The sequence below is a fragment of the Metapseudomonas cellulosilytica genome, assembly GCF_049334135.1.
Lineage (GTDB): Bacteria > Pseudomonadota > Gammaproteobacteria > Pseudomonadales > Pseudomonadaceae > Metapseudomonas.
The window spans coordinates 41,102-66,964 of record NZ_JBHZGN010000011.1; the positions used below are offsets into that span (position 1 = coordinate 41,102).

27 protein-coding genes are annotated in these 25,863 nt (G+C 66.6%); 9 read left to right on the forward strand and 18 right to left on the reverse strand.

The features are described 5' to 3' along the window. Window positions 1–109: 109 nt before the first annotated feature. From lipB to ACFW0H_RS15445, 11 genes are all read right to left on the reverse strand, one after another. Window positions 110–736 carry a lipoyl(octanoyl) transferase LipB gene (gene lipB, locus ACFW0H_RS15395; RefSeq protein WP_422914758.1) on the reverse strand — a complete coding sequence of 209 codons (627 nt, stop codon included), beginning with the start codon at window positions 734–736 and terminating at the stop codon, window positions 110–112. Continuing rightward, window positions 736–1,017, reverse strand: a complete 282-nt coding sequence (locus ACFW0H_RS15400) for a DUF493 domain-containing protein (protein ID WP_422914759.1) — start codon at window positions 1,015–1,017, stop codon at window positions 736–738. Before ACFW0H_RS15400 ends, lipB begins: the two co-directional genes overlap by 1 nt. A 74-nt stretch (window positions 1,018–1,091) precedes the next feature. After that, entirely contained in the window at window positions 1,092–2,255 is a 1,164-nt protein-coding gene (locus ACFW0H_RS15405; protein ID WP_422914760.1) for a D-alanyl-D-alanine carboxypeptidase family protein, read from the reverse strand. Between the two features lie 61 nt (window positions 2,256–2,316). Then, entirely contained in the window at window positions 2,317–3,321 is a 1,005-nt protein-coding gene (locus ACFW0H_RS15410; protein ID WP_422914761.1) for a septal ring lytic transglycosylase RlpA family protein, read from the reverse strand. A gap of 3 nt (window positions 3,322–3,324) precedes the next feature. Beyond that, window positions 3,325–4,314, reverse strand: coding sequence for a lytic murein transglycosylase B (gene mltB / locus ACFW0H_RS15415; protein ID WP_422914909.1), 990 nt, complete (start codon window positions 4,312–4,314; stop codon window positions 3,325–3,327). A gap of 35 nt (window positions 4,315–4,349) precedes the next feature. Beyond that, complete coding sequence (gene rodA / locus ACFW0H_RS15420) at window positions 4,350–5,495, reverse strand: rod shape-determining protein RodA (RefSeq protein ID WP_422914762.1); 1,146 nt, start codon at window positions 5,493–5,495, stop codon at window positions 4,350–4,352. Continuing rightward, window positions 5,492–7,390 carry a penicillin-binding protein 2 gene (mrdA, locus tag ACFW0H_RS15425; protein WP_422914763.1) on the reverse strand — a complete coding sequence of 633 codons (1,899 nt, stop codon included), beginning with the start codon at window positions 7,388–7,390 and terminating at the stop codon, window positions 5,492–5,494. Before mrdA ends, rodA begins: the two co-directional genes overlap by 4 nt. Window positions 7,391–7,399: 9 nt before the next feature. Continuing rightward, on the reverse strand, window positions 7,400–7,867 hold the full coding sequence (gene rlmH / locus ACFW0H_RS15430) for a 23S rRNA (pseudouridine(1915)-N(3))-methyltransferase RlmH (RefSeq protein ID WP_422914764.1): 468 nt from the start codon (window positions 7,865–7,867) through the stop codon (window positions 7,400–7,402). A 12-nt stretch (window positions 7,868–7,879) separates the two neighbouring features. Beyond that, entirely contained in the window at window positions 7,880–8,233 is a 354-nt protein-coding gene (gene rsfS / locus ACFW0H_RS15435; protein WP_422914765.1) for a ribosome silencing factor, read from the reverse strand. Between the two features lie 22 nt (window positions 8,234–8,255). Then, complete coding sequence (nadD, locus tag ACFW0H_RS15440; RefSeq protein WP_422914766.1) at window positions 8,256–8,900, reverse strand: nicotinate-nucleotide adenylyltransferase; 645 nt, start codon at window positions 8,898–8,900, stop codon at window positions 8,256–8,258. Next, on the reverse strand, window positions 8,900–10,165 hold the full coding sequence (locus ACFW0H_RS15445; protein WP_422914767.1) for a glutamate-5-semialdehyde dehydrogenase: 1,266 nt from the start codon (window positions 10,163–10,165) through the stop codon (window positions 8,900–8,902). Before ACFW0H_RS15445 ends, nadD begins: the two co-directional genes overlap by 1 nt. Window positions 10,166–10,425: 260 nt before the next feature. On the opposite strand from ACFW0H_RS15445, the gene ACFW0H_RS15450 reads away from it, so the two are divergent. Next, window positions 10,426–11,655 (forward strand): alpha/beta fold hydrolase, encoded by a 1,230-nt coding sequence (locus ACFW0H_RS15450; RefSeq protein WP_422914768.1) that lies wholly within the window; start codon window positions 10,426–10,428, stop codon window positions 11,653–11,655. A gap of 114 nt (window positions 11,656–11,769) precedes the next feature. On the opposite strand, the gene ACFW0H_RS15455 is transcribed toward ACFW0H_RS15450, so the two are convergent. After that, window positions 11,770–12,618: a class I SAM-dependent methyltransferase gene (locus ACFW0H_RS15455; RefSeq protein ID WP_422914769.1), complete on the reverse strand. Its 849-nt coding sequence runs from the start codon at window positions 12,616–12,618 to the stop codon at window positions 11,770–11,772. A 116-nt stretch (window positions 12,619–12,734) separates the two neighbouring features. Between ACFW0H_RS15455 and ACFW0H_RS15460 the strand changes: the two genes are divergently transcribed. Together ACFW0H_RS15460 and ACFW0H_RS15465 are read left to right on the forward strand one after the other, a co-directional pair. Continuing rightward, complete coding sequence (locus ACFW0H_RS15460; RefSeq protein WP_422914770.1) at window positions 12,735–13,445, forward strand: DNA-3-methyladenine glycosylase; 711 nt, start codon at window positions 12,735–12,737, stop codon at window positions 13,443–13,445. Then, window positions 13,442–14,758, forward strand: coding sequence for a bifunctional DedA family/phosphatase PAP2 family protein (locus ACFW0H_RS15465; RefSeq protein WP_422914771.1), 1,317 nt, complete (start codon window positions 13,442–13,444; stop codon window positions 14,756–14,758). The genes ACFW0H_RS15460 and ACFW0H_RS15465 overlap by 4 nt, the downstream gene beginning before the upstream one ends. Window positions 14,759–15,392: 634 nt before the next feature. On the opposite strand, the gene ACFW0H_RS15470 is transcribed toward ACFW0H_RS15465, so the two are convergent. Genes ACFW0H_RS15470 through ACFW0H_RS15480 form a run of 3 tightly spaced genes read right to left on the reverse strand, consistent with a single transcriptional unit; the run spans window position 15,393 to window position 17,068 of the window. Further along, entirely contained in the window at window positions 15,393–15,983 is a 591-nt protein-coding gene (locus tag ACFW0H_RS15470) for an LON peptidase substrate-binding domain-containing protein (RefSeq protein ID WP_422914772.1), read from the reverse strand. Window positions 15,984–15,992: 9 nt separating this feature from the next. Then, complete coding sequence (locus tag ACFW0H_RS15475) at window positions 15,993–16,709, reverse strand: LrgB family protein (protein ID WP_422914773.1); 717 nt, start codon at window positions 16,707–16,709, stop codon at window positions 15,993–15,995. Continuing rightward, on the reverse strand, window positions 16,706–17,068 hold the full coding sequence (locus ACFW0H_RS15480; protein ID WP_422914774.1) for a CidA/LrgA family protein: 363 nt from the start codon (window positions 17,066–17,068) through the stop codon (window positions 16,706–16,708). The genes ACFW0H_RS15475 and ACFW0H_RS15480 overlap by 4 nt, the downstream gene beginning before the upstream one ends. A 219-nt stretch (window positions 17,069–17,287) precedes the next feature. On the opposite strand from ACFW0H_RS15480, the gene ACFW0H_RS15485 reads away from it, so the two are divergent. From ACFW0H_RS15485 to ACFW0H_RS15505, 5 genes are all read left to right on the forward strand, one after another. Next, window positions 17,288–17,743: a MaoC family dehydratase gene (locus tag ACFW0H_RS15485; RefSeq protein ID WP_422914775.1), complete on the forward strand. Its 456-nt coding sequence runs from the start codon at window positions 17,288–17,290 to the stop codon at window positions 17,741–17,743. A gap of 86 nt (window positions 17,744–17,829) precedes the next feature. After that, window positions 17,830–19,557, forward strand: coding sequence for a C13 family peptidase (locus ACFW0H_RS15490; protein WP_422914776.1), 1,728 nt, complete (start codon window positions 17,830–17,832; stop codon window positions 19,555–19,557). A gap of 28 nt (window positions 19,558–19,585) precedes the next feature. Further along, complete coding sequence (locus ACFW0H_RS15495; RefSeq protein WP_422914777.1) at window positions 19,586–20,227, forward strand: oxidoreductase; 642 nt, start codon at window positions 19,586–19,588, stop codon at window positions 20,225–20,227. Window positions 20,228–20,298: 71 nt separating this feature from the next. Next, window positions 20,299–21,165, forward strand: coding sequence for an MBL fold metallo-hydrolase (locus ACFW0H_RS15500; RefSeq protein WP_422914778.1), 867 nt, complete (start codon window positions 20,299–20,301; stop codon window positions 21,163–21,165). Window positions 21,166–21,227: 62 nt separating this feature from the next. Continuing rightward, window positions 21,228–21,695 carry a YbaK/EbsC family protein gene (locus ACFW0H_RS15505; protein ID WP_422914779.1) on the forward strand — a complete coding sequence of 156 codons (468 nt, stop codon included), beginning with the start codon at window positions 21,228–21,230 and terminating at the stop codon, window positions 21,693–21,695. Between the two features lie 199 nt (window positions 21,696–21,894). Here ACFW0H_RS15505 and ACFW0H_RS15510 read toward each other — a convergent pair whose 3' ends face one another. Genes ACFW0H_RS15510 through mpl form a run of 3 tightly spaced genes read right to left on the reverse strand, consistent with a single transcriptional unit; the run spans window position 21,895 to window position 24,169 of the window. Then, window positions 21,895–22,185 carry a YceK/YidQ family lipoprotein gene (locus ACFW0H_RS15510; RefSeq protein WP_422914780.1) on the reverse strand — a complete coding sequence of 97 codons (291 nt, stop codon included), beginning with the start codon at window positions 22,183–22,185 and terminating at the stop codon, window positions 21,895–21,897. Beyond that, window positions 22,178–22,807: a flavin prenyltransferase UbiX gene (gene ubiX / locus ACFW0H_RS15515; protein WP_422914781.1), complete on the reverse strand. Its 630-nt coding sequence runs from the start codon at window positions 22,805–22,807 to the stop codon at window positions 22,178–22,180. Before ubiX ends, ACFW0H_RS15510 begins: the two co-directional genes overlap by 8 nt. A 9-nt stretch (window positions 22,808–22,816) precedes the next feature. Further along, a complete protein-coding gene (gene mpl, locus ACFW0H_RS15520) occupies window positions 22,817–24,169 on the reverse strand; it encodes a UDP-N-acetylmuramate:L-alanyl-gamma-D-glutamyl-meso-diaminopimelate ligase (protein ID WP_422914782.1) in 1,353 nt (450 codons plus the stop codon). A gap of 303 nt (window positions 24,170–24,472) precedes the next feature. Here mpl and ACFW0H_RS15525 point away from each other — a divergent pair, with 303 nt between their 5' ends. Beyond that, complete coding sequence (locus tag ACFW0H_RS15525; protein WP_422914783.1) at window positions 24,473–25,801, forward strand: C4-dicarboxylate transporter DctA; 1,329 nt, start codon at window positions 24,473–24,475, stop codon at window positions 25,799–25,801. Window positions 25,802–25,863 lie beyond the last annotated feature (62 nt).

Consider the following 25,863-nt stretch of genomic DNA (forward strand, 5'->3'; position numbering starts at 1 on the left):
CCCGAGGGAGAGGGCTGGGGTGATTGCAGCGGGTAATCAGACGCGAGCAAACGAAACGGCCCCCTCTCCCGATGGGAGAGGGGGCCGTCGTTTTTCCGGGAACGTGCTTCTACCGCGTGTAGCCCAGCCGCCGGCGCAGGGCCTGCTCCAGGTGCTGCGCCACCTCATCGAACTGCGGCGGCGTCTCGACCAGGTCCTTGAGCTGCACCATCTTCAGTCCGGCGTAGCCGCAAGGGTTGATCCGCCAGAAGGGCGACATGTCCATATCCACGTTGAGCGCCAGGCCGTGGAAGGAGCAGCCCCGGCTGACCCGCAGCCCCAGCGAGGCGATCTTGTCGCCTTCGACATAGACGCCGGGCGCATCCGCCTTGGGCGCCGCCTCGACGCCATAGGCAGCCAGCACATCGACCAGGCTCTGCTCCATGGCCGTGACCAGCTCGCGCACGCCCAGTCCCAGGCGGCGCAGGTCCAGCATCAGATAGGCCACCAACTGGCCGGGGCCATGGTAGGTGACCTGGCCACCGCGCTCGACCTGGATCACCGGAATGTCTCCCGGTGCCAGCAGATGCTCGGCCTTGCCGGCCTGGCCCTGGGTGAACACCCTGGGATGCTGCAGCAGCCAGATTTCGTCGGGCGTCCGCTCGTCGCGCTCGGTGGTCAGGCGACGCATCGCCTCCAGGGTCGGCAGGTAGTCCACCAGCCCCAAGTGACGCACGATGAGTTCGGCAGGTGGCACTACAGCACCATGTGCACGCGGCCAGTGGCGCGCAGGTCGACATGGATGGCTTGCAACTGATCGACGCCGGTGGCGGTGATCAGCACCTGCACCGAGAGGAAGCGGCCGTTGCGGCTGTCGCGCACCACCAGGGTGGAGGCATCGAGATCGGGCGCATGGCGCCGGATGATTTCGATCACCAGGTCGGCGAAGCCGTCGAAGGAGTCGCCAATCACCTTGATGGGGTAGCGCTCGCAGGGGAACTCGATTTTCGGGGGTTGTACGTCAGGAGTATCGGTCATGGCAGCGGCGGACTCGTGATCCGCGATGCGGACGCCCCGGGCCCAGGTAGGGCGCGAGGCGTCGGCTCAGTTGGTCAGTTGAACAGGCCGTAGAAGAACAGGCGAATGCTATCCCACAGGCGGCGGAAGAAGCCACCTTCCTCGACGGTCTCCAGGGCGATCAGGTCGGCGCTGTGGACAACCTGGTCCTCCATCTTGACCTCCACCTTGCCGATCACGTCGCCTTGCTTGATGGGCGCGATCAGCTGCGGGTTGAGGGTCATGCTGGCCTGCAGTTTCTTGGCCTGGCCCTTGGGCAGGGTCAGGGTCAGGTCCTGAGCGAGGCCGGCCTTGGCTTCACGGGTCGAGCCCTTCCACACCTGGGCTTTGGCCAGTTCGGCACCCTTCTGGTAGAAGGTCTGGGTTTCGAAGAAGCGGAAGCCGTAGGTCAGCAGCTTCTGGGTCTCGGCCGCGCGGGCCTGCTCGCTGTTGGTACCGAAGACCACTGCGATCAGGCGCATGTTGTCACGCACGGCGGAGGCCACCAGGCAGTAGCCGGCTTCGTCGGTATGGCCGGTCTTCAGGCCGTCGACGGTCTTGTCGCGCCACAGCAGCAGGTTGCGGTTGGGCTGCTTGATGTTGTTCCAGAAGAACTCTTTCTGGGAGTAGATCGCGTAGTGGGCCGGATCTTCGTAGATGATCGCGCGGGCCAGGCGAGCCATGTCATGAGCCGTGGAGTAGTGCTCCGGGTCCGGCAGGCCAGTGGCGTTCATGAAGTGACTGCCACTCATGCCGAGCTTCTCGGCAGTGGTGTTCATCATGTCGGCGAAGGCATCTTCGCTGCCGGCGATGTGCTCGGCCACGGCCACGCTGGCATCGTTGCCCGACTGGATGATGATGCCGTGCAGCAGGTCGCTCAGGGTTACCTGGGTGTTGACCTGGACGAACATGCGCGAACCGCCGGTACGCCAGGCGTGCTCGCTGATGGTCACCGGATCGCTCTCGCCGATCTGGCCCTTGCGGATCTCCAGGGTGGCGATATAGGCGGTCATCAGTTTGGTCAGGCTGGCCGGGGGCAGGCGCTGGTCGCCGTTGTTCTCCACCAGCACCTGTCCGCTCTGGGCGTCCATCAGCACGTAGGACTTGGCGGCCAGTTGCGGGGCCGACGGGACGACCTGCTGGTTCGCCATGGAGACCGGCGCGACGATGAGCAGGGCTGCGGGCAGTAATAGGCGTTTGGCGAAGCTGAAGATGTTCATCCGTCTCTCTGAGAAGTAGCTAATGGTCTAACAGGCCCTTGCGGGCAAATAAGAGAAGCCGTCAGTCCGGCTTCACCAGGGTCGGTTGGCCGAGATTGGCCAGGCGCACAGTATTCTGTACCTCCGTCGCCTCACCCTGCGTTCCGATCGGCCCCAGGCGTACCCGGTGCAGTATCTGCTGGTTGCGCACGACCGAGCTGATGAAGACCGGGGCACTCACCGTCCCGCTCAGCTTGGCCTTGAGGAGTTCCGCAGCGTCCGGATTGGCGAAGGCGCCCACCTGGAGATACAGGCCAGAGGCTGCGAGTGAATCGTTTTTTTTTGCGTCGATCTGCACGGGCAGGACGGCGGCCGCGTGTTGCTGCGGCGGCGGGGTGTACTGCTCGATCGGCGCGCTGGCCACCTGGACGGCCGGCTGCGGCTGGGCCTGGGGCTTGGCGGCCATTTTCGGCTGCGCCAGCACCATCGGCACCGGACGGCCCTGGGCCGCCCACCACTGCTGCGGATCGATGCCTTCCACCTTGACGTGGGCAGTGCCCGTCTCGGCATAACCGAGCTTCTTCGCCGCGGCGAAGGACAGGTCGATGATGCGGTCGGAGTAGAACGGGCCGCGGTCATTGACCCGCAGGATCACGCTGCGGCCGTTGTCCAGGTTGGTCACCCGGACATAGCTCGGCAGCGGCAGGGTCTTGTGCGCTGCGGTCATGCCATAGAGGTCGTAGGCCTCGCCGTTGGCGGTGGCCTGGCCGTGGAACTTGGTGCCGTACCAGGATGCGGTACCCACCGCCTGGTAGCGGCGCGCGTCGTCCATCGGGTAGTAGGTCTTGCCCAGCACCGTATAGGGGTTGGCCTTGACCGCGCCGTAGTGCGGCATGGGTACGGCATCGGGAATGCGCGAGACGTCGACGTCCCACCAGGGCGCGCCGTCCCTGTGCGGACGCGAATAATCGCCGGGGCCGGAAATCGGCCCGCCGGGTTGGACCGGCTCCGGCGCGCGGCTGCTCGAGCAGCTGGCCAGCAACAATGCTACGGCGCCGTATACGGCGACTCTTATCGGTTGTGGCATCGGTTAACGCCCGCCCCTTGCGTTGACCAGCTGTTCGGAAAGCTGATGCACGGCCATGGCGTACATCACGCTGCGATTGTAGCGGGTAATGACGTAGAAGTTCGGTAATCCCATCCAGTACTCCGCTCCCTCGTCACCCTCCAGCCTGAAGGCCGTAACCGGCACATCATCGCGCAGTGCGTCGCTGCTTGCCCAGCCCAGCGTCCTAAGATCGCCGACGTTCTTCACCGGGTCCAGCCCCTGGGTCAACCCTTCGTCGACTCGCACGCCGCGGACCTGGGCGCGACTGACCACCGGACCGCCGGAGACCCAGCCATGGCGCTTGAAGTAGCTGGCGACACTGCCGATGGCATCCACCGGGTTGTTCCAGATATCGATATGGCCGTCGCCGTCGAAATCCACGGCGTAGGCGCGGAAGCTGCTCGGCATGAACTGCGGCAGGCCCATGGCGCCGGCGTAGGAACCCTTGAGCACCAGCGGATCGACCTGTTCCTCGCGGGCCAGCAGGAGGAATTCCTTCAACTGCTTGCGGAAGAAGTCGGCGCGCGGCGGGTAGTCGAAGCCCAGGGTGGACAGCGCGTCGATCACGCGGAAGTTGCCGGTGTTGCCACCGTAGAAGGTCTCGACGCCGATGATCGCCACGATCACCTGGGCCGGTACGCCGTATTCTTTCTCGGCGCGGGCCAGGGCATCGGCGTGCTGGTTCCAGAAGGTCACGCCTTTCTGGATGCGCGCCGGGGTGATGAAGATCGGACGGTATTCCTTCCACGGCTTGACCCGCTCGGCGGGTCGGGAAATGGCGTCGAGAATGGACTGCTTGCGCTCCACCTCGCGGAACAGGTCCACCAGTTGCTCGCCGGCGAAGCCGTAGTCACGGGTCATCTCAGCGACGAACTCGGCCACCTGCGGCGATCCCTCATAGTCCCCGGAAAGTGCCGGTGCGGCTGCCCCCAGCAGTCCGACCAGGGCGGCGCCACTGGCGCCCAACTGCATCCACTTGCGCAGTGCTTTCAAATCGTTCACTCGTTTCAAACCTGGGCGATCCACTTGCGATGGGTGTGAATCGCCATCAACACCCCGAACCCAGACAGCAGCGTAACCAGATGGGTTCCGCCGTAGCTAATGAAGGGCAGGGGTACCCCCACGACCGGCAAGAGTCCGCTGACCATGCCGATGTTGACGAACACGTATACGAAGAAGGTCATGGTCAGGCTGCCCGCCATCAGCTTGCCAAACAGGGTCTGGGCCTGGGCGGTGATCACCAGCCCACGGCCGATAAGGAGCATGTAGACCAGCAGCAGCAGGCAGACGCCCACCAGGCCGAACTCTTCGCCGAGGACCGCAATGATAAAGTCCGTGTGGCTTTCGGGCAAAAAATCCAGGTGCGACTGAGTGCCCAGCAGCCAGCCCTTGCCGAACACCCCGCCCGAACCGATGGCCGCCTTCGACTGGATAATGTTCCAGCCGGTACCCAGCGGATCGCTCTCCGGATCGAGGAAGGTGTGTATGCGCTGCTTCTGGTAGTCGTGCAGGACGAAGTACCACATGCCGACCGCCACCGGGACCACCGCCGCCACCGCACCGAAGATCCAGCGCCACTGCAGGCCGGCCATGAACAGCACGAAGGCGCCCGAGGCGAGGATCAGCATGCCGGTGCCGAGGTCCGGCTGCTTGAGGATCAGCACGAAGGGCACCAGGATCAGCACCAGGCTGATGGCGATATGCCTGAGCTTGGGCGGCAGGTTGTGCCGCGACAGGTACCAGGCGATGGTCGCCGGCATGATGATCTTCATGAACTCCGAAGGCTGGAAGCGGATCACCCCGGGAATGTTGATCCAGCGGGTGGCGCCCATGGCGGTGTGGCCCATGACCTCCACCGCCATCAGCAGGGCCACCCCCACCACATAACCCAGGGGAACCCAGCGCGCCATGAAGCGCGGCTCGAACTGGGCGATGACGACCATCGCCCCCAGGCCCAGGCCGAACGAGCTGGCCTGCTTGGCCAGGAGGTCCCAGTGCCTGCCACTGGCCGAATAGAGGACGAACAGGCTGCCGGCGGCGAGCAACAGGAGGATCAGCAGCAGCCAGCCATCGATGTGCATGCGCTGCAGCAGGGTGGCGCGGCGCTTGAGCACGTCCTCCTGGGAGATGGTGCGATCGAAATTGCTGTTCATCGATTGGCGCTCTGCTGGTCCGCCAACGGCTGCGGTGGGCGGAACTCGGGTTTCAACTGGCCGTCTTCACCGAGCAGCCAGGCGTCCATCACCTGCTTGACCACCGGGGCGGCGACGCCGGAACCGGACTCGCCGTTCTCCACCATCACCGCCACGGCGATCTTCGGATCCTCGGCAGGGGCGAAGGCGACGAACAGCGCGTGGTCGCGATGGCGCTCCTGCAGCTTGTTGCGGTCGTACTTCTCGCCCTGCTTGATCGCCACCACCTGGGCAGTACCGGACTTGCCGGCGATGCGATAGACCGAGGTGGCGCCCACCTTGTGCGCGGTGCCACGGGCGCCGTGAACCACCTGTTCCATGCCGATGCGGCCGTAATCCCAGTATTTCGGATCGCGCAGGACGATGTCCGGCATCGGCTCGGGGTCCACCGGCGGCTGGCCCTCGATGGTCTTGGCCAGGTGCGGGCGGATCCACTTGCCACGGTTGGCCATCAGCGCAACGGCCTGGGCCAGCTGCAGCGGCGTGGCCTGCATGTAGCCCTGGCCGATGCCGAGGATCAGGGTCTCACCCGGGAACCAGGCCTGGCGGTAGCGGGCACGCTTCCACTCGCGGGAGGGCATCAGCCCGGACGACTCCTCGAACATGTCCAGCGCCACGCGCTGGCCGAAGCCGAAGCGGCTCATGTAGTCGTGGAGGCGATCTATGCCCATCTTGTGGGCAAGATCATAGAAATAGGTGTCATTTGACCGCATGATCGCGGTTTCCATGTTCACCCAGCCGTCACCGGAGCGGTTCCAGTTGCGGTACTTGTGGTCGTAGTTCGGCAACTGGTAGAAACCCGGGTCGAACACGCGCGAGGCCGGCGTTACCACGCCGGCGTCCAGGCCGGACACCGCCACCATCGGCTTGATGGTCGAACCCGGCGGGTAGAGGCCGCGCAGCACACGGTTGTAGAGCGGCCGATCGATGGAATCGCGCAACTCGGCATAGGACTTGAAGCTAATGCCGGTGACGAAGGGGTTCGGGTCGAAGCTCGGCTGGCTGACCATGGCCAGCACGTCGCCACTGGACGGCTCGATGGCGACGATGGCGCCACGGCGTCCCGCCAGGGCCTGCTCAGCGGCTTCCTGCAGGCGCACATCAAGGGTCAGCACCAGGTCCGTGCCGGGCTTCGGGTCAGTGCGCTTCAACACCCGCAAGACGCGGCCACGAGCATTGGTCTCGACTTCCTCGTAGCCTACCTCGCCATGCAGCTGCGCTTCGTAGAAGCGCTCGATGCCGGTCTTGCCGATATGGTGGGTACCGGCGTAGTTGGTCGAATCGAGCTGCTTGAGTTCCTTTTCGTTGATCCGCCCCACGTAACCCACCGAATGGGCGAAATGCGCACCCTGCGGATAGTGCCGCACCAGTTGCGCCACCACCTCCACGCCAGGCAGGCGGAACTGGTTCACCGCCACCCGCGCGATCTGTTCTTCGGTCAGCTCGAAGAGGATGGGAACCGGCTCGAAGGGGCGGCGACCCTGCTTCATGCGCTTCTCGAACAGCACGCGGTCGTCCGGGGTCAGCTCCAGCACTTCGACTATCACATCGAGGGTCTTCTGCCAGTCACCGGCCCGCTCGCGGGTGACACTGAGACTGAAGCTCGGCCGGTTATCGGCGACGATCACCCCATTGCGGTCGAAGATCAGCCCACGGGTGGGCGGAATCGGTTGCACGTGAATTCGATTCTTCTCGGACTGAGCCGAGTGGTACTCGTACTGGATTACCTGCAGGTAATAGAGACGGGCGATCAGCGCGCAGGTCAGCATCAATACCGCCACCGCGCCCACGATCACGCGCTGGCGCACCAGGCGGGCATCCTTTTCGTGGTCTTTCAGGCGGATCGGTTGCGGCATGACCAGGACTTACTTGTGGTAGGGGTGGCCGGACAGCACGGTCCAGGCACGGTAGATCTGCTCACCGATGAGGATGCGGACCAGGGGGTGCGGCAGGGTCAGCGGCGATAGCGACCAGCGCTGCTCGCTGCGCGCGCAGACCTCCGGCGCCAGCCCTTCCGGGCCGCCGACCATGAGGTTGACGGTACGCGCATCCAGGCGCCAGCGATCCAGCTCGGCCGCCAGCTGCTCGGTGCTCCAGGGTCGACCTTGGACTTCCAGGGTGACGATGCGTTCCCCCGGCTGCACCTTGGCCAGCATGGCCTCGCCCTCCTGGCGGATCATCCGCGCCACGTCGGCGTTCTTGCCGCGCGTGGTCAGGGGGATTTCCACCAGCTCCAGGCTGAGCTCGGACGGCAGGCGCTTGACGTACTCCTGCCAGCCCTCTTCCACCCAGCGCGGCATGCGCGAGCCGACCGCGATAAGACGAAGACGCAAGGGACGCCCCGCTTATTCGTGGTGGTGGTGGGCGCGGCTCTGCTCGGCGCCTTGCCACAGGCGCTCCAGGTCATAGAACTGGCGGGTGGCCACCTGCATCACGTGCACCACCACATCGCCCAGGTCCAGCAGGGCCCATTCACCGCCGTCCAGGCCTTCGCTGCCCAGTGGGCGCACGCCTTGCTCCTTGACCTTCTCCAGCACGTTTTCGGCCATGGACTTCACATGGCGACCGGAGGTACCGCTGGCGATCACCATGAAATCGGTGATGCTGGTTTTGCCACGCACGTCGATGGTGGTGATTTCCTGACCCTTCAGGTCTTCCAGGGCCGCGATGGCGACCTTGACGAGTTCTTCGTTTTGCATCGGGTTCAACTACCTCAGTGAATCAGTTCGGCGCACGGTACAGATCGTGCGCATGGATATAGACCAATACGGCGTCGGGCACGAGGAAGCGCACCGAGCGCCCCTCCCCCAGCAATTGGCGAATCTGGGTGGCGGAAATCGCCAGGGGCGTCTGCCAGACGAAGGCGATCTGCCCGGCGGGCCCCAACAGGGATTGCGGATCGACCGCGCTGCGCGCGGCCAGCAGGTCGCGCAGGGTTTCCGGCGGCTCGCTGTCGGCATCGGGCCGCTGCAGCACCAGGATGTGGCAGTGGTCCAGCAGCTCGCTCCAGCGGTGCCAGCTCGGCAGCCCGCAGAAAGCGTCCCAGCCCACCAGCAGGAACAACTGGTCCTCGGCGTCCAGTTCGGCGCGCAGGGACTCCAGGGTTTCGATGGTCCAGGAGGGCCGCTCGCGCTTGAGCTCGCGATCGTCCACCAAGAGCGGCGCGACACCGTCCACCGCCAGTCGGACCATTTCCAGGCGCTGATCCGCCGACACCTGCGGGGTCTCGCGATGCGGCGGACGCGCGCTGGGGATCAGGCGCAGCTCGTCGAAGCCGAACTGCTCGGCCACTTCCAGGGCACCCCGCAGGTGACCGATGTGCACGGGATCGAAAGTGCCGCCGAAGAGGCCGATGCGCTTGCCCATCAGGTGCGTACGTGACCGTCGCCGAACACCACGTACTTCTCGCTGGTCAGGCCTTCCAGGCCGACCGGGCCGCGAGCGTGCAGCTTGTCGGTGGAAATGCCGATCTCCGCCCCCAGGCCGTACTCGAAACCATCGGCGAAGCGGGTCGAGGCGTTGACCATCACCGAAGCGGAATCCACCTCGGTGAGGAAGCGCCGCGCGTCGCTGAAGTTCTCGGTGATGATGGCGTCGGTGTGCTGCGAGCCGTAGGTGTTGATGTGTTCGATGGCCGCATCGAGGCCGTCGACGATGCGGATCGAGAGAATCGGCGCGTTGTACTCGGTGCGCCAGTCTTCCTCGGTCGCTTCCAGCACATCGCTGCCCAGCAGCGCGCGGGTGGCGGCATCGCCGCGCAGCTCAACGCCCTTGTCGCGGTAGATGGCGGCCAGCGGCGGCAGCACGCGAGCGGCGATGGCGCTGTGCACCAGGAGGGTTTCCATGGTGTTGCACGGCGCGTAACGCTGGGTCTTGGCGTTGTCCGCCACGCGGATCGCCTTGTCCAGGTCGGCGGCGACGTCGATATAGACGTGGCAGATGCCGTCCAGGTGCTTGATCACCGGCACCTTGGCTTCGCGGCTGATGCGCTCGATCAGGCCCTTGCCACCGCGCGGGACGATCACGTCCACGTACTCCGGCATGCTGATCAGCGCGCCCACGGCGGCGCGGTCGGTGGTTTCCACCACTTGCACCAGCTCGCTGGGCAGGCCGGCCTCGGCCAGGCCCTTCTGGATGCAGGCGGCGATGGCCTGGTTGGAATGGATGGCCTCGGAGCCGCCACGCAGGATGGTGGCGTTACCGGACTTCAGGCACAGGCTGGCGGCGTCGATGGTCACGTTGGGACGCGACTCGTAGATGATGCCGATCACGCCCAGCGGCACACGCATCTTGCCCACCTGGATACCGGACGGCAGATAGCGCATATCACGGATCTCGCCAATGGGGTCCGGCAGGGTGGCGACCTGACGCAGGCCCTCGATCATGTCGTCGATGCGCGCCGGGGTCAGGGCCAGGCGGTCGAGCATGGCTGGTTCCAGGCCATTGGCCCGGCCATTGGCCAGGTCCTGCTCATTGGCGGCGGACAGCTCGGCACGGGCGGCGTCCAGGGCATCGGCGGCAGCCAGCAGGGCGCGGTTCTTCTGCGCGGTGCTGGCACGGGCGGCCACGCGCGAGGCGGCGCGTGCGGCGCGGCCCAGGCGGGTCATGTAATCGAGAACGGACTCGGTCATGGTCTCGGGTTCTGGCGAAGGGAAAGCGGCTGATTATAGCGACCGCGCTCGTCCGCGCCCAGCGGCGCCGGGCGGATGGTAGACCGGCCAGCCGACGGTAACGGCAGAGCCCCCGGCCCAAGCGGGCCGCGGCCGGCACGGTGACACCCGGCCAGCCCCGCCGCCCGAAGGTTGGGTAACCAAAATCGACCGTGCTGTTTACCTTGCATTCCGAGTCGTCGCAGAACAACAACAAGCGCCCCGGCGCCGGAGAATCCGCCATGCGTTACCAGACCGACTTCGCCCCGCAGCGGCTGGCCGATGCTCCCCGCGTCCTCCGGATCGGCCCCTGGTCCCTGCATTTCCTGGCCTTTTCCCGCCACGCCGAGGACAGCCGGGAACCGGTGCTGATGCTCGGCGGCGCGTTCCAGAGCTTCCGCTCCTTCGGCGCGGAAGTGCAGGAGCTGTTACCGCACCATCCGGTGATTCTCCTCGACCTGCCCAGCCAGGGCAGCAACCTGCAGCTGGCGCCGGAACTCGCCCTGGAACAACTGGCCGACCTGATCGCCGCTTTCGCCACGGAACTGCGGCTGCCGCCCCTGATGCCCATCGGCCTGTCCTATGGCTCGGCCCTGGCTGCGCTGTTCGCCGTACGCCACCCCGAGCGCTGCGCCCGCCTGCTGCTCGCCGGCATCACCGCCTTCGGCCGCCCCGGTGCGCGACGCCTGCTCGAGGAAGGCCTCGACCTGCTGGCCGAGGGCCAGGCCCAGCGCTTCGCCCAGGGGGCACTGACCGGCCTGGTCAACCCCTTGCGCCTGGAAGAGACCGGTGTCCCGCAGGCATTCCGCAAGTCGCTTTTACGGCAGATGCATCGACTTTCCCCGCAGGAAGTCGAACGTTACCGTCAGAATAGCCGCCGACTGCTGGATTTCACCGGATTCGACCGGCACCCGGCCTGCCCTACCCTGGTCCTGGCCGGCGAATACGACCACTTCACCCAGCCCTGGGAGCACGCCGGATTCGCCGCCGCCTGCGCCAATGCCGACTGTGCGCTTATCCACAATGCCGACCACCTGGCCCAGTTCGAACAGCGCGAGGCCTGCGCCAGCTTCTACCGACCCTTTCTCCGGGGCACCACCTTGCCCCTGGCCAACCCAGGCGCCACGCGGCTCTCGCGCAGCCGCCTGGACTGCCTGGAACGGCGCCAGGAGCCAAGGGTGGCGCCCTTGAACCGGCGCGGCCGTATGTTCCACGCCGAAGCCGGCGAGTGGCCGGTGGAAGTCAGCGAACTGGGTTTCTTTGGTGGTCTGGTGCAGGGCAATCTACCGGCGACGCTGCCGGAGCGCGGCTGGCGCCTGCAGACCGGCGACCTGCCGGCACTGGACCTGCTGCCGCTGCGCCGGGATCGCGACAGCCTGGCACTGGTATTCCCCCACATCGACGCGCAGGCCAGCGAGGCGCTGGCGGCGCAGGTGGTGCAGGCCGAACCCCGCGCCGTGGCCATTGGCTGACGCAAAGGTTCGCACTAACTCTGTAGGGGCGAATTTATTCGCCAACCGGGCCGAAGGGCCGGCCCTTCAGAATTGCAGGGGCTGCTGCGCATCCCTTGGCGAATGAATTCGCCCCTACAAGATTCGCGCCTCCACCACCCGCACCAGCGCCGGCCAGGCGTCCCGCAGGGCGGCATCCAGCTCCTGCGGGTCATGCACGCGCACCTCGGTAAAACCGCAGCCGCCAAAGCCCTCGACCATGGCCTGCTCCCCTGCGTAGTGCAGGTAGTAGCGGCCACGGGTCAGCCGGCCCACGATGTCGATGCCCCAGCGCAGCTGGCGATAGCGCGGGTGCTCACGCAGATCGGGATAGAGGTCGGTGAGATAGGTAGCGGATGGGAACACACGCAGTTGCGCCGCCAGCCGGGTCCAGAACGACTCGATCACCGGCAGGGCGAAGTAGTTCACCAGCCCTTCGGTGATCACCAGCACGGGCGCTTCGCGGTCCAGGCCGGAGAACAGCGCCTGCAGGTCATTGCCACCCTGCTCGACAAGGATATCCACAGGACGCACCTGATGCCGCGCATCCAGCCACCCTTCCTCATGCAGCAGCAGGCGCTTGCGCGCCGCCATGTGGGGCAGGTCGGCCTCCAGGTAACGCAAATCCGGGTAGCGCGAGCAGAAGCGCCGTCCCCGGGGCGACAGACCGCAGGCGATTTCCACCACCTGGCGCACCCCATGTTGCTCGATGGCCTGGCGCAACAGGGCGTCGATCAGCAGGTGGCGCTGCAGCAGGAAACGCTCCACATCCAGGCCGAAGGCCAGACGCGCGCCCCAGTTGACCGGCGCCAGTGCGGCATGGGCGAGGCGTCCGAACGGCGTGACGAAGGACTCGTCGGCCAGGTGGTGGCGATACCAGACGTAGCCGGTGTAATGGGCGCTGGGGGTGATATGGGCGCTGTCGAGGCGGGCGGCTCGGGACATGGCAACGGGCTCTTGTTATTTTGCGTGACGATTCCGACGCCGGACTTCAGCTTCGGCTCAGCATGGCTTCCGTATAATCGCCAGCCTATTCCCAGCCGGAACCCAGCGACAGCCCCATGTCCCGCGATCCCATCCTAAGTTTGCCCTGGCCCGGCGCCCGCCCGCTGGCGGACGCTTTCTTCGACCGCGACGCCCAACTGGTGGCGCGGGAACTGCTGGGCAAGGTGATCCGCCATTGCGTCGATGGCCGCTGGCTGTCCGCCCGCATCATCGAGACCGAGGCCTACTACCTGGTGGACAAGGGCAGCCACGCCTCGCTCGGCTACACCCACAAGCGCCGCGCGCTGTTCCTCGATGGCGGGCACATCTATATGTACTACGCCCGTGGCGGCGACTCGCTGAACTTCAGCGCCAATGGCGCCGGCAACGCAGTACTGATCAAGTCGGGCCACCCCTGGGTCGACGCCATCTCGCCCGCCGACGCCCTGGCCGCCATGCAACGCAACAACCCCGACGCAAAGGGTCAGGCGCGACCGGCCGAGCGCCTCTGCGCCGGCCAGACCCTGCTGTGCAAGGCCCTCGGCCTGAAGGTGCCGGACTGGGACGGCCAGCGCTTCGACTGCCAGCGCCTGTTCGTCGAGGACGTCGGCGAACGCCCGGCTGCCATCATCCAGACCTCCCGCCTGGGCATCCCCCATGGTCGTGACGAACACCTGCCCTACCGCTTCGTCGATGCCGGTTATGCCCGCTTCTGCACGCGCAATCCGCTGCGCCGCGGGCAGCTCGAAGGACGCGACTACCAGCTGATCGAGGATATCCACCCATGAGTCAATGGTTCGACCAGGCCACCGCCTGGCTGGGCGCCAACCCGGAGTGGCTGGGCCTGGCCATCTTCCTGATCGCCTGCATCGAGTGCCTGGCCATCGCCGGCATCGTGGTCCCCGGTGTCGCCCTGCTCTTCGCCGTCGGGGTGATGGCGGGCAGCGGCGCCCTGGAGCTCTGGGAAACCCTGGCGCTGGCCTATTTCGGTGGCCTGCTGGGCGACCTGATCTCCTACGGACTGGGCCGGCGCTTCCACCAGAACATCCGCCGCCTGCCCCTGCTGCGCGATCACCCGGAATGGATCAGCGGCGCCGAGAACTACTTCCATCGCTACGGTGTCGCCAGCCTGCTGGTGGGCCGCTACATCGGCCCGCTGCGCCCCATGCTGCCGATGGTGGCGGGCATGCTCGACATGCCCTTTCCTCGCTTCGTCGCGGTGAGCATGCTGGCCGCCGCCGGCTGGGCGGTGGCCTACCTGGTGCCCGGCTGGGCCACCGGCGCGGCCCTGCGCCTGCCGCTGCCGCAAGGCTTCTGGGGCGAGGCCGGGGTGGTGATAGTGGTGGTGGTGGCCGTGCTCGGCCTGATCATCCACAGCATCCTGCAGGAAAAGCGTTCGGCCAATCCACTGGCGGCCGGGCTGTGCCTGGCCGCCCTTGGCGCGTTGCTGATCGGCTGGCCGCACCTGCAGGCGCTGGACCAGGGCCTGATGGCACTGGTCCAGGAGCAGCGCCACGCCAGCCTGGACCGGATGATGGTACTGATCACCCGGGTGGGCGACTTCCAGACCCAGCTCCTCGCCGGCGCCCTGCTCGGTACCCTGCTGCTGGTGCTGCGCCAATGGCGCGCGGCCTGCTTTTCCATTGGCGCACTGGTGGTCACGGCACTGGCCAACACCGGCCTCAAGCACCTCTTCGCGCGGGCAAGGCCGGAGATTCTCCACGAGCCGCTGAGCACGTTCAGCTTCCCCAGCGGCCACAGCTCGGCAGCCTTCGCCTTCTTCCTGGTCCTGGGGATTCTCGCCGGTCGCGACCAGCCGGGGCGCCTGCGCCTGACCTGGCTGCTGCTGGCCTGCCTGCCGGCCCTGGCCATCGCCCTGTCGCGGGTCTACCTCGGCGTACACTGGCCCACAGACATCCTCGCCGGCGCGCTGCTGGCCGGCGGCATCACGGCTGCCGGCCTGGCACTGATGCAGCGTGCAGCGCCCCTGACGGCCATGAGCTCGCGGGTCTGGTTGCTGGTGCTGCCGGCCTGCCTGGCCCTGCTCGGCGGCGTCGCCACCTGGGCGCTGCCGGAAGCCCTGGCGCGCTACAGCTACTAGGTGATGGCTTTCAGGTGCCTGTAGGGGCGAATTCATTGGCTATGTCTGCGCTAGCTGTTGCAGCATTGAATTGAGGCCTCTAACACGGGGCTTTCAGGCCTCCGCACTAGCCTGACACCTCCCTCACCCCCGGCCCCTCTCCCATAGGGAGAGGGGTGACTCGCGCCTGGCCGGGCGCGGCAATCCTGATGCCTGGTCATTGTCTGAACTTGTGCAGAAGAGGTGGGGCAGCGACTGCGCCCCGTCAGGAGGCCGAGCGGAAGCGTTGCGCAGGGGGACGAGCGGCATGGATGCCGCGAGAGGCGTGCGGGGCCCCCGGAGCAACGATGGAGCGAGGGAAACGCAGTAACAGCCGAAGGCTGGTCACCCCGGTGCAGCCGGGGCCGGATGCCGGGGCAAGCCATTTGGTTTCTTTTGGGTGGTGCGGCATTCCGACGACTGCCAAAAGAGACTCGCCGGGAGGGCGAAACAGAGACTCGCCGCCCACTCGATAATCAGCTTGGCTCAGGACGTTCTAGCAGCACTTAACGCAGGCATAGCCAATTCATTCGCCAAGCAGGGCGCAGCCCTGCCGCAAGTGGGCGCCAAGCGGGCACGACCCAGTCAGTGAGGCCGCAGCGCCCTCTTCCACGCCTCAGGCGATGGACTCGCCCTGCAGCCGGTCGAGCAATCCCTGCAGGAAATCCAGGCGCTCGTCGGGATCGGCCAGGGTCAGCAGGTGCTGCTTCTCTTTCAGGTGAAACGGCAGCAGGTAGGCCAGCTGGTTGGCCAGGGCCTGCTGCCCCTCCACCACACCGCCCATGCCCAGCCCCTGCACCATCGGGTGCTCGGCCAGGGCATTGAGCAGCGCCGCCAGGTCGGCGTGCTCTGCGCCCAGCGGTCGTTCGGGCTCATCGACCAGCCACTCAACCTCGGCCAGGGTCAGTTGGTCACGCAGCACCTCGGCCGAGCTGACATGGAAGCGCCTGCCGCCCTCGACCCGGATACCCAGCAGGCCGTTGGGCCGCTGCTGCCAGTCGCGGATCAGCGCTTCGCACCCGACGGCAGCGAAACGACTGGCGGCTTCGCCCACCTCCTGACCTTCGAGGATGCAGACCACGCCGAACCCTTCACCCTGCTTCATGCAGCGCCCGATCATGTCCAGATAGCGCGCCTCGAAGATCTGCAGGTCCAGCGTGCACCCCGGGAAAAGCACGGTGTTGAGCGGAAACAACGGCAACTTCATGCATCGACCTCAAGCAATCATGGCCACGGCCAGCGGCAGCAGGACCGCGGTGGCGACACCCATCAGGCTCATCGCCAGGGCGGCGAAGGCGCCGCACTCCTCGCCTTCCTGCAGCGCCCGTGCGGTACCCACGGCGTGGGCGGTGAGCCCCAGGGCCATGCCCTGGGCGGCCGGATGATGAACACCGCAGCGGCGCAGCAGTTCCGGACCGAGTATGGCGCCAAGCACGCCGGTAATCAGCACGAACACCGCCGCCAGGGCGGCCACGCCGCCGAGCTGCTCGGCCACCAGCATGGCGATGGGCGACGTCACCGACTTCGGCAACAGCGTCATCAATACCATCCGTTCGGTGCCGAACCACCAGCCCAACAGCGCTACCGACAGCGTAGCGAAGACCCCACCGAACACCAGCGTCAGCAGTGTGGGCCAGAACAGCTGGCGTATCCGCCGCAGGTTGAGAAACAGCGGCACCGCCAGGGCGACGGTGGCCGGGCCGAGGAAGACCGTCAGCAGCTGGGTGCTCTGGCGGTACTCCTGGTAACTGATGCCAAAGGCCAGCAGCACACCAATCAGCAGCAGCATCGAAAGCAGCACCGGCTGCAGGAACACCCAGCGGGTCTTCTCGTAAGCGGCCAGCGCCAGTTGATAAGCCGCCAGGGTCACGCCGAATCCGAACAGGGGATGGTGCACCACCGCGTCGATGGCGGCCTGCCACTGAAGGCTCATATGTCCTCCCGATGGCGCGCCTGGCGCTCGATGAGCTTCTGCATCAGCCAACCGCAGAAGATGAAGGTGACCAGCAGGGAAAGCACCAACACCCCGACTATGGCCCAGAAGTCGGCCCAGATGGCCGTGGCATAGACCATCACCCCCACCGCCGGCGGCACCAGCAACAGCGGCAGGTAGCGCAGCAGGCTGCTGGCGGCGAGGCTCAGTGGCTCGCTCACCTCGCCTCGGGCCAGGAGGTAACAGAACAGCAGCACCAGACCGATGATGGGTCCGGGCAGCATGGACAGGAACAGGGCGTTGAGCCCGCTGCCGATCAGCTGGAACAGCACCAGCCAGGTCAGTCCGCGCAACAGCATGAAAATCTCCATGGATGAGGCCCGGCCGGGCACGCCTCGGCCGGGACGGCGGCATTATAGGCCCGCCCATCGCCGCGCTATAACCCGCCATTCGCAGGGGCCATTGCGCCTTGACCGGTCCAGCCAGGCATGTTGATCTACGCCCTGCAACGCAAGACGGGGCGGCCGGACCCCGCACCAGAAGAATTATTACAACACTGCATCCACGGAGGATGACGTATGGCGTTCGTACCAGTAGCGGAACTGAAGAACTACGTTGGCAAGGAGCTGGGGCATTCGGACTGGGTGACCATCGATCAGCAGCGCATCGACCAGTTCGCCGAATGCACCGAAGATCACCAGTTCATCCACGTCGATCCGGAGCGCGCCAAGCAGACGCCCTTCGGCGCCACCATCGCCCACGGTTTCCTCAGCCTGTCACTGATTCCCAAGCTGATCGACGGCCTGCTGGTCATGCCCGAAGGCGTGAAGATGGTGGTCAACTACGGCCTCGACACCGTGCGCTTCATCCAGCCGGTGCGGGTGGATTCCCGCGTGCGCCTGGCGGTGAAGGTGAGCGACGTCACCGAGAAGAATCCTGGCCAATGGCTGATCAAGGCCCTCTGCACCCTGGAGATCGAAGGCCAGCAGAAGCCCGCCTACATTGCCGAGTCCTTGAGCCTCTGCTTCGTCTGAGCCAGAAGCCGTCCGCCCAAAAAAGCCCGCAATCGCGGGCTTTTTTGCGCCACACTGATTGGCAGATGCCTGCGCAAGGACCCCCGATGAAGCCGCTTCTGCCCCTCACCTTCGCCCTGCTGCTCGCGGCCTGTGGCGAGGGGGAACCCCTCACCCCGCCGGACGCACGCCTGCCGGATGGCTCCCGCTATCGCGGCGAGCTGGTCGACGGCCTGCTGCAGGGGCCGGGCCGCCTGGACTACAACAACGGCACCTGGTTCGAGGGGCAGTTCAAAGACGGCCAGCCCGAAGGCCAAGGCGAATGGCACGGCCCCAACGGCCTGGTCTATGTCGGCGAATTCAGGGCCGGCCTGTTCCATGGCCAGGGGCGTCTCGCCTACGGCAACGGCACCACCTACGAGGGCGGCTTCGCCCACAATCAGTTCGACGGGGAAGGTACCCTGCGCCAGGGCGGCGTCACCTACCGCGGGCAATTCCACAGCGACAAGTACCAGGGTTTCGGCATCCTCGAATGGCCCGACGGCAGCAATCACCAGGGGCTCTTCAGCGCCGGCCAGCCGGATGGCGAAGGGGTACGCACCGACGAGGCCGGCAATCGCTTCAGCGGTCGCTTCCACCGCGGCCAGCTGGACGGCCAGGGCGCCTACCAGGGCGAAGACGGCTCCCACTACATCGGCGAATTCAAGAACGGCCTGTTCGACGGCAAGGGCCGCTTCAGCAGCGCCGACGGCGACGTCTGGAGCGGCAGGTTCAAGGAAGGCAACCTGGCCGGCCAGGGCGAGTTCATCGGGGCCGACGGCAGTCACTACCAGGGCCATTTCAAGCACTGGCGCTACCAGGGCGAAGGCAAGCTGTCCCTGGCCGACGGCAGCCGTTACCAGGGCCACTTCAACGACGGCCTGTACAGCGGCAGCGGCAGCCTGACCCTGCCTGGCGGCAAGCACGAATCCGGTGTCTGGCAGGACGGCACGCGCATCCGCGATGAACAGGGCAAGGCCCTCCCCGACCCGCTGGAACTCGGCCTGCTGGCCCAGGGCCGCCTGCTCGACCAGGCGATCGATGCCTTGCCGGCGTCCACCCCGGAGGTGGAGCTTTACTCCATCGCCCTGGCTGGCGACGGCCGCCAGAGTGTGTTCCTGCGCGAAGCGGACTACGTCTCGAAACTCCTGGCCGAACGCTTTGGCGCCTTCGGCCAGATCACCCTGGTCAACCACCGCGAGCACATGGCCGACCGCCCGCTGGCCACCCGCGAGAGCCTGTCCCGCGCCATCCGGGCCGTCGCCCGGCGCAGCGGCCCGGAGGACCTGGTGTTCCTCTACCTGACCAGTCACGGCTCGCCGACCCACGAGCTGGCCCTGGAACAACCCGGCCTCCAGTTGGGCCACCTCCCGGCGCAGGAACTCGCCAGCCTGCTCGCCCCTCTCAAGGATAGGTACAAGGTGTTGGTGATCTCCGCCTGTTATTCCGGCGGCTTCATCCCGCCACTGAAGGATGAGAGGACCCTGATCATGACCGCTGCCCGCTCCGACCGGGTTTCCTTCGGCTGCTCCGAGGAGAACGACTTCACCTACTTCGGCCGTGCGTTGTTCGCCGACGCCTTCAGCGAGACCGACGACCTGGAGCGGGCCTTCGGTATCGCCAAGGAAAAGGTCGCGGAACGTGAAAAGGCCGACGACTTCGAAGCCTCGGAGCCGCAGATCTGGGCGCCCAAGGCTGTCACCACCCGCTGGCGGGCACTGCGCGAGCACCAGGCCGAAGAGGCCCTGACCGCGCAGCGTGCCGCGGGCCCCGACAAAACCGCTCGTAGCCACTAAGCTCAGTTTGTATCAGTGGAGAAACAGCATGCATCTGACGCCCCAGCGCATTCTGCTTGCCGGCGCCACAGGACTCACCGGCGAGCACCTGCTCGACCGACTGCTCAATGAACCCACCGTGGCGCGGGTACTGGCACCGACCCGCCGCCCCCTGGCCGAGCACCCGCACCTGGAAAATCCCGTAGGCCCGCTGCTCGAACTGCTGCCGCAGTTGCACGGGCGCATCGATACGGCCTTCTGTTGCCTCGGCAGCACCATCCGTCAGGCCGGTTCCCAGGACGCCTTCCGCTCGGTCGACCTGGAAATGGTCCTGACCTTCGCCGAGCGCGCCCGTGAGCTGGGCGCCCGGCACTTGATCGTGATCAGTGCGCTAGGCGCCAATCGCGCCTCCCCGGTCTTCTACAACCGGGTCAAGGGCGAGATGGAAGAAGCGCTGAAAGCCATGGACTGGCCGCAGCTGACCATCGCCCGCCCATCACTGCTGATGGGGCCGCGCGGCGAGTTCCGCTTCGGCGAGCGCCTGGCCGCCCTGTTCATGCGCTGGCTGCCGGGCAAGTACCGCGGGATCGGTGCCTGCACCCTGGCGCGCGCGCTCTGGCGCCTGGCGCTGGAAGAGGAAAGCGGCGTGCGCGTTATCGAGTCGGATGACCTGCGTCGCCTGGGCCGTTGACGAGCGGGGACTGGGCAGGCGTGGAGGCAGCGGTTAGCCTTGACGCCCCGCCTCCGGATGCGAGCCCCGTCATGCGTACCCTCACCACCCTGCTCGGCAACAGCCAGAAACTCGATGGCGGCGCCATGTTCGGCAACGCCCCCCGTGCCCTCTGGGAGCGCTGGATGGTGCCGGACGCCGAGCACCGCATCGACCTCGGCTGCCGTGCCCTGCTGGTCCAGGACGCCGGCCGCAACGTACTGGTCGAAACCGGTATCGGCGCCTTCTTCTCCCCCGAGCTCAAGCAGCGCTTCGGCGTCCAGGAAGAACGCCACGTGCTGCTCGACAGCCTGGCCGCGGCCGGCCTGACCGACGCCGACATAGACGTCGTTCTGCTCACCCACCTGCACTTCGACCACGCCGGCGGCCTGCTCGCCCCCTGGGAGGATGGCCAGCCGGCGCGCCTGCTGTTCCCCAATGCCCGCTTCGTCACCGGCCGCCGCCAATGGCAACGGGCCTGCAAGCCCCATCCCCGTGACCGCGCCTCCTACATCCCGGAACTGCTCGAACTGCTGGAAAACAGCGGCCGCCTGGAATTGATCGAGGAAGGTGGCAGCAGCGCCAGCCTGGGCGCCGGCTGGCGCTTCCACTGGAGCGACGGCCATACCCCCGGCCAGCTCCTGCCGGAAGTGGACATGCCCGACGGCCCGGTACTGTTCAGTGGCGACCTGATCCCCGGCGCGCCCTGGGTGCACCTGCCCATCACCATGGGCTACGACCGCTTCCCCGAAGGCCTGATCGAAGAGAAGGAAGCCCTGCTGGCCGACCTGCTGGCGCGCAATGGCCGCCTGGTCTTCACCCACGACCCGGCCATCGCCATGGGCCGCGTGGTACGTGACGGCAAGGGGCGCTACGGCCTGGCCGACAGCCTGGCGGAAGTGCGCGGCCTGGCGGCCTGATGCGCGGTTGACGCCGCGCCAGCCACTGCTCAAGGATTCGGCTCTTTACAGAGGGATCGCCCATGAGTCTTGAATCGGTACGTGCCTTCCTTGCCGGAAAGGCGCCCGAAATCGACATCATCGAACTGCAGACCAGCACCGCCACCGTGGCCCTGGCCGCCGAGGCACACGGCGTGGAGCCCGGCCGCATCGCCAAGACCCTGGCCTTCCGCGTCGGTGAAGACGCCGTGCTGGTGGTGGCGCGGGGCGACGCCCGCATCGACAATCGCAAGTTCAAGGAAGCCTTCGGTGCCAAGGCCAGGATGCTGGACGCCGAGACGGTGGAAAAGCTGACCAGCCACCCGGTGGGCGGCGTCTGCCCCTTCGGCCTGGCCACCCCGCTGCAGGTCTATTGCGACCGCTCCCTGCAAGCCTTCGACGAGATCCTGCCCGCGGCTGGCGCCATCCACAGCGCGGTGCGCATCGCCCCGGACCATCTGGCCGAGCTGGTCGAAGCGCAGTGGGTGGATGTGTGCCAGGAAATGGCCTGAGGACCGCTCCTACAGGTTTCTGCCGACCCCGCCGGAAACTCCCGAACATGACACCGCGCCGTATCTTGCGGTGGAAATCCGTTACCGGGATTTCCACCCTACGAGGGGATGCCTCAGCCCCGTAGGATGGGTGGAGCGGAGCGATACCCATGCGGACAACGCCGCCCGACCCATCCGAACTCGACCTACGGGGAACGACTCAGTACCCGCCGGTAACCCCCAACCCCACGCCCAGTTCCGCCGCCACCGCAAAGGGCAACAGCAGCGTATCCAGCAAGGCACTGGCCGGCAGGTCGATGGCCGGGTAACGCGGTGGTTCCGCACCGAACTTGTCCACGGGGCAGCAACCGCCGTTCAGCGAATACCAGTCCAGACGGGTGCCGGAATAGATGAGCGGCGCCCCCGGCTTGGCCGCATCGAGCGTGCCGACGCTGGCACAGCCTTGCAACATGGCCAGCGCCAGCAGGGTGGTGGCCACGGCCTTAATCATCGACACCCTGATGATGCTCGCCCCAACGCGGCAACATGTCCTGCGGGATATTCAGCAGGTTGAGGATACGCGCCACCACAAAGTCCACCAGATCGTCGATGGTCTGCGGCTGGTGATAGAAGCCCGGCGAGGCCGGCACTATCACGGCACCGAGGTTGGAGAGCTTGAGCATGTTCTCCAGGTGGATGCTGGAGTAAGGCGCCTCGCGCGGCACCAGGATCAGTTGGCGGCGCTCCTTCAGGGCCACATCGGCGGCACGTTCGATCAGGTTGTTGCAGGCGCCGCTGGCAATGGCCGACAGGGTGCCGGTGGAACAGGGCACCACCACCATGGCCCCCGGCGCGCCGGAACCGGAAGCCACCGGCGCCATCCAGTCCTCCTTGCCGTAGCAGCGGATCTGCCCGGGCGCGGCGCCGGTGTATTCGCTGAGGAAGGTCTGCATCGCCTGGGGCTTGGCCGGCAGGGTCACATCGGTCTCGGTGGCGATCACCAGTTGCGCCGCCTTGGAGATCAGGAAGTGCACCTCGCGGTCTTCCTGGATCAGGCAGTCCAGCAGGCGCAGGCCGTACTGGGCGCCCGAGGCACCGGTCATCGCCAGGGTGATGCGGGAAGGTCCGCTCATGACCGCTCCTTACTCTGCCAGGGCCTTGGCCAACTTGCCGTGCAGGCCGCCGAAACCGCCGTTGCTCATGATCACCACCTGGGTGCCGGGACGAGCCAGCGCCTTGACCTCGGCAATGATGCTCTCCAGCGAGGTGCAGACCTGCGCCGGCACCGGGCAGGCCATGGCGGTCCCCGCCAGGTCCCAGCCGAGGTTCGGCGGCGCGTACCAGAACACCTGGTCGGCCAGCTTCACCGAATCCGGCAGGCCGTCGCGGTGGGCGCCGAGCTTCATGGAGTTGGAGCGCGGCTCGATCACCGCCACCACGGGGGCGTCCCCCACGCGCTTGCGCAGGCCGTCGAGGGTGGTGGCGATGGCGGTGGGGTGGTGGGCGAAGTCGTCATAGATGGTCACGCCCTTCACCTCGGCCACCTTCTCCATGCGCCGCTTGACGCTCTTGAAGGTGCTGAGGGCGGCGACACCCAGTTCCGGCACCACGCCCACATGGCGGGCGGCAGCCAGGGTGGCCAGGGCGTTGGCGACGTTGTGCTGGCCGGTCAGCTCCCACTCCACGGTGCCGGCCACGACGCCGTCGAAGGACACCTCGAAGCGCGAGCCGTCTTCGGCCAGCAGGCGCGCCTGCCACTGGCCACCTTCGCCGGTGGTCTGCACGGGCGTCCAGCAGCCCATCTCCAGCACGCGCTTGAGGGCGGGTTCGGAAGTCGGGTGGATGATCAGCCCCTCGCCGGGGATGGTCCGCACCAGGTGGTGGAACTGCCGTTCGATGGACGCGAGGTCGGGGAAGATGTCCGCGTGGTCGAATTCCAGGTTGTTGAGGATCGCGGTGCGCGGGCGGTAGTGGACGAACTTGGAGCGCTTGTCGAAGAAGGCGCTGTCGTACTCGTCGGCCTCCACCACGAAGAAGGGGGTGCCACCCAGGCGCGCGGAAACGCCGAAGTTCTGCGGCACGCCGCCGATCAGGAAGCCCGGGCTCATGCCGGCGTGCTCCAGCACCCAGGCCAGCATGCTGGTGGTGGTGGTCTTGCCGTGGGTCCCGGCCACCGCCAGTACCCAGCGGCCCTGCAGCACGTGATCGGCCAGCCACTGAGGGCCGGAGACGTAGGGCAGGCCCTTGTTCAGCACATGCTCCACCGCCGGGTTGCCGCGGGACAGGGCATTGCCGATCACCACCAGGTCCGGCGCCGGTTCCAGCTGGGCGGGATCATAGCCCTGCATCAACTCGATGCCCTGGGCCTCGAGCTGGGTGCTCATGGGCGGGTAGACATTGGCGTCGGAGCCGGTGACACGGTGGCCAAGTTCCTTGGCCAGCACCGCCAGCGAACCCATGAAGGTGCCGCAGATGCCGAGGATGTGGATATGCATGGATGACCTCTGAAACGGGCCGCCCCGGCCCGGAAAAAACTTGTCGCAGGTTAGCACAGCGGCCGCCTCCGGCGCCCAGAGGCCGGCACGGCCTCCCGCTGCCGCCGTTCGACCCCAACCCGGGACAAAAGGTCGGCGGGCCCCCTTTGCGCACCATGACAAATGGCGCTTGCCAAGTGCCCGGGATTGGCCCTAGGCTGCACTGGTCTGACCGGTAATACCACAACAACAATTAATGCATTCGCCCCCCTCACCTCCGCACCCGGCGGGACCAGGCGAATGCGCCGAACGGAGACCACCCCGATGCTTCTGAAGCTCTGCTCCCGCTCGATATTCCTGCAAGTCGTGATTGGCCTGGCGATCGGCGTCCTCTGCGGCGTCGCGCTCCCCGAGCTGTCTTCCCAACTCAAGCCCCTGGGCGACGGATTCATCAAACTGATCAAGATGCTCATCGCGCTGATCGTGTTCTGCGTGGTGGTCAATGGCATCTCCGGCGCGGGCGACCTGAAGAAGGTCGGGCGGATCGGCCTGAAGTCGGTGATCTACTTCGAAGTGCTGACCACCATCGCCCTGGTCCTCGGCCTGGCGGTGGCCTATGGCATGGGGCTGGGCGACGGCGCCAACATCGACCTATCCAACCTGTCCGGCAAGGATGCCGCGGCCTACACCTCGGGCGGCTCGCACCTCCACGGCCCCGTGGAGTTCATCCTCGGCCTGATCCCCTCCTCCATCTTCAGCGCCTTCGCCGAGAACAACATCCTCCAGGTGCTGCTGTTCGCCGTGCTGTTCGGCAGCGCCCTGAACCTGGTCGGTGAACAGGCCAGCGGCGTCTCCAAGCTGATCGGCGAAGTCAGCCACGTGATCTTCCGCATCATGGGCATGATCGTGCGCCTGGCGCCGTTGGGCGTGTTCGGCGCGGTGGCCTTCACCACCAGCCGCTACGGCATCGAATCCCTCAGCCATCTCGGCGCCCTGGTGGCAGTCTTCTATCTCACCTGCGCGCTGTTCGTGCTGGTCGTACTCGGCGGCGTGCTGCGCCTGTGCGGCGTACCCCTGCTGCCCTTCCTGCGCTACTTCCGCGAGGAACTGCTGATCGTGCTCGGCACCGCCTCGTCCGATGCCGTGCTGCCGCAGGTGATGCGCAAACTTGAACGCCTGGGTATCCGCAGCTCCACCGTCGGCCTGGTGATCCCCACCGGCTACTCCTTCAACCTCGACGGTTTCTCCATCTACCTGACCCTGGCCGTGGTGTTCATCGCCCACGCCACCGGCACGCCGCTGTCCGCCGGCGACCTGTTGACCATCCTGCTGGTGTCCCTGGTCACCTCCAAGGGCGCCCACGGCATCCCGGGCTCGGCCCTGGTGATCCTCGCCGCCACCCTGACCGCCGTACCGGCCATCCCCGCCGCCGGCCTGGTGCTGGTACTCTCGGTCGACTGGTTCATGGGCATCGGCCGGGCCCTGACCAACCTCATCGGCAACTGCGTCGCCACCGTCACCATCGCCCGCTGGGAAAACGACATCGACCTGCAGCGCGCCCAGGACGTGCTTGCCGGCGGCGGCAACGGGCAGGATGACGGCTCCATGCAGCTGCGCACCCAACTGGTCAGACCGGGGAAAACGGATGCCTGACGGCGGCTGGCGCTCCACTCGGGGCGCCGCTTCGTCGACGGATTCCACGCATTAGGGAGGTT

Bases quoted from the DNA above. Each gene is read 5' to 3' on its own strand.
- ACFW0H_RS15410 (WP_422914761.1), bottom strand. From the start codon at position 3,321: ATGCCACAACCGATAAGAGTCGCCGTATACGGCGCCGTAGCATTGTTG.
- mpl (WP_422914782.1), bottom strand. From the start codon at position 24,169: ATGCATATCCACATCCTCGGCATCTGCGGCACCTTCATGGGTTCGCTG.
- ACFW0H_RS15400 (WP_422914759.1), bottom strand. From the start codon at position 1,017: ATGACCGATACTCCTGACGTACAACCCCCGAAAATCGAGTTCCCCTGC.
- ACFW0H_RS15490 (WP_422914776.1), top strand. From the start codon at position 17,830: ATGAAGCCGCTTCTGCCCCTCACCTTCGCCCTGCTGCTCGCGGCCTGT.
- ACFW0H_RS15480 (WP_422914774.1), bottom strand. From the start codon at position 17,068: ATGCTGTTGCGCGGACTGACCTGGCTGGTGCTGTTCCAGCTGATCGGC.
- ACFW0H_RS15465 (WP_422914771.1), top strand. From the start codon at position 13,442: ATGAGTCAATGGTTCGACCAGGCCACCGCCTGGCTGGGCGCCAACCCG.
- ACFW0H_RS15510 (WP_422914780.1), bottom strand. From the start codon at position 22,185: ATGATTAAGGCCGTGGCCACCACCCTGCTGGCGCTGGCCATGTTGCAA.
- mltB (WP_422914909.1), bottom strand. From the start codon at position 4,314: ATGCAGTTGGGCGCCAGTGGCGCCGCCCTGGTCGGACTGCTGGGGGCA.
- ubiX (WP_422914781.1), bottom strand. From the start codon at position 22,807: ATGAGCGGACCTTCCCGCATCACCCTGGCGATGACCGGTGCCTCGGGC.
- ACFW0H_RS15470 (WP_422914772.1), bottom strand. From the start codon at position 15,983: ATGAAGTTGCCGTTGTTTCCGCTCAACACCGTGCTTTTCCCGGGGTGC.
- rodA (WP_422914762.1), bottom strand. From the start codon at position 5,495: ATGAACAGCAATTTCGATCGCACCATCTCCCAGGAGGACGTGCTCAAG.
- ACFW0H_RS15485 (WP_422914775.1), top strand. From the start codon at position 17,288: ATGGCGTTCGTACCAGTAGCGGAACTGAAGAACTACGTTGGCAAGGAG.
- ACFW0H_RS15450 (WP_422914768.1), top strand. From the start codon at position 10,426: ATGCGTTACCAGACCGACTTCGCCCCGCAGCGGCTGGCCGATGCTCCC.
- ACFW0H_RS15525 (WP_422914783.1), top strand. From the start codon at position 24,473: ATGCTTCTGAAGCTCTGCTCCCGCTCGATATTCCTGCAAGTCGTGATT.
- ACFW0H_RS15475 (WP_422914773.1), bottom strand. From the start codon at position 16,709: ATGAGCCTTCAGTGGCAGGCCGCCATCGACGCGGTGGTGCACCATCCC.
- ACFW0H_RS15455 (WP_422914769.1), bottom strand. From the start codon at position 12,618: ATGTCCCGAGCCGCCCGCCTCGACAGCGCCCATATCACCCCCAGCGCC.
- ACFW0H_RS15500 (WP_422914778.1), top strand. From the start codon at position 20,299: ATGCGTACCCTCACCACCCTGCTCGGCAACAGCCAGAAACTCGATGGC.
- ACFW0H_RS15505 (WP_422914779.1), top strand. From the start codon at position 21,228: ATGAGTCTTGAATCGGTACGTGCCTTCCTTGCCGGAAAGGCGCCCGAA.
- mrdA (WP_422914763.1), bottom strand. From the start codon at position 7,390: ATGCCGCAACCGATCCGCCTGAAAGACCACGAAAAGGATGCCCGCCTG.
- ACFW0H_RS15460 (WP_422914770.1), top strand. From the start codon at position 12,735: ATGTCCCGCGATCCCATCCTAAGTTTGCCCTGGCCCGGCGCCCGCCCG.
- nadD (WP_422914766.1), bottom strand. From the start codon at position 8,900: ATGGGCAAGCGCATCGGCCTCTTCGGCGGCACTTTCGATCCCGTGCAC.
- ACFW0H_RS15495 (WP_422914777.1), top strand. From the start codon at position 19,586: ATGCATCTGACGCCCCAGCGCATTCTGCTTGCCGGCGCCACAGGACTC.
- ACFW0H_RS15445 (WP_422914767.1), bottom strand. From the start codon at position 10,165: ATGACCGAGTCCGTTCTCGATTACATGACCCGCCTGGGCCGCGCCGCA.
- rsfS (WP_422914765.1), bottom strand. From the start codon at position 8,233: ATGCAAAACGAAGAACTCGTCAAGGTCGCCATCGCGGCCCTGGAAGAC.
- ACFW0H_RS15405 (WP_422914760.1), bottom strand. From the start codon at position 2,255: ATGAACATCTTCAGCTTCGCCAAACGCCTATTACTGCCCGCAGCCCTG.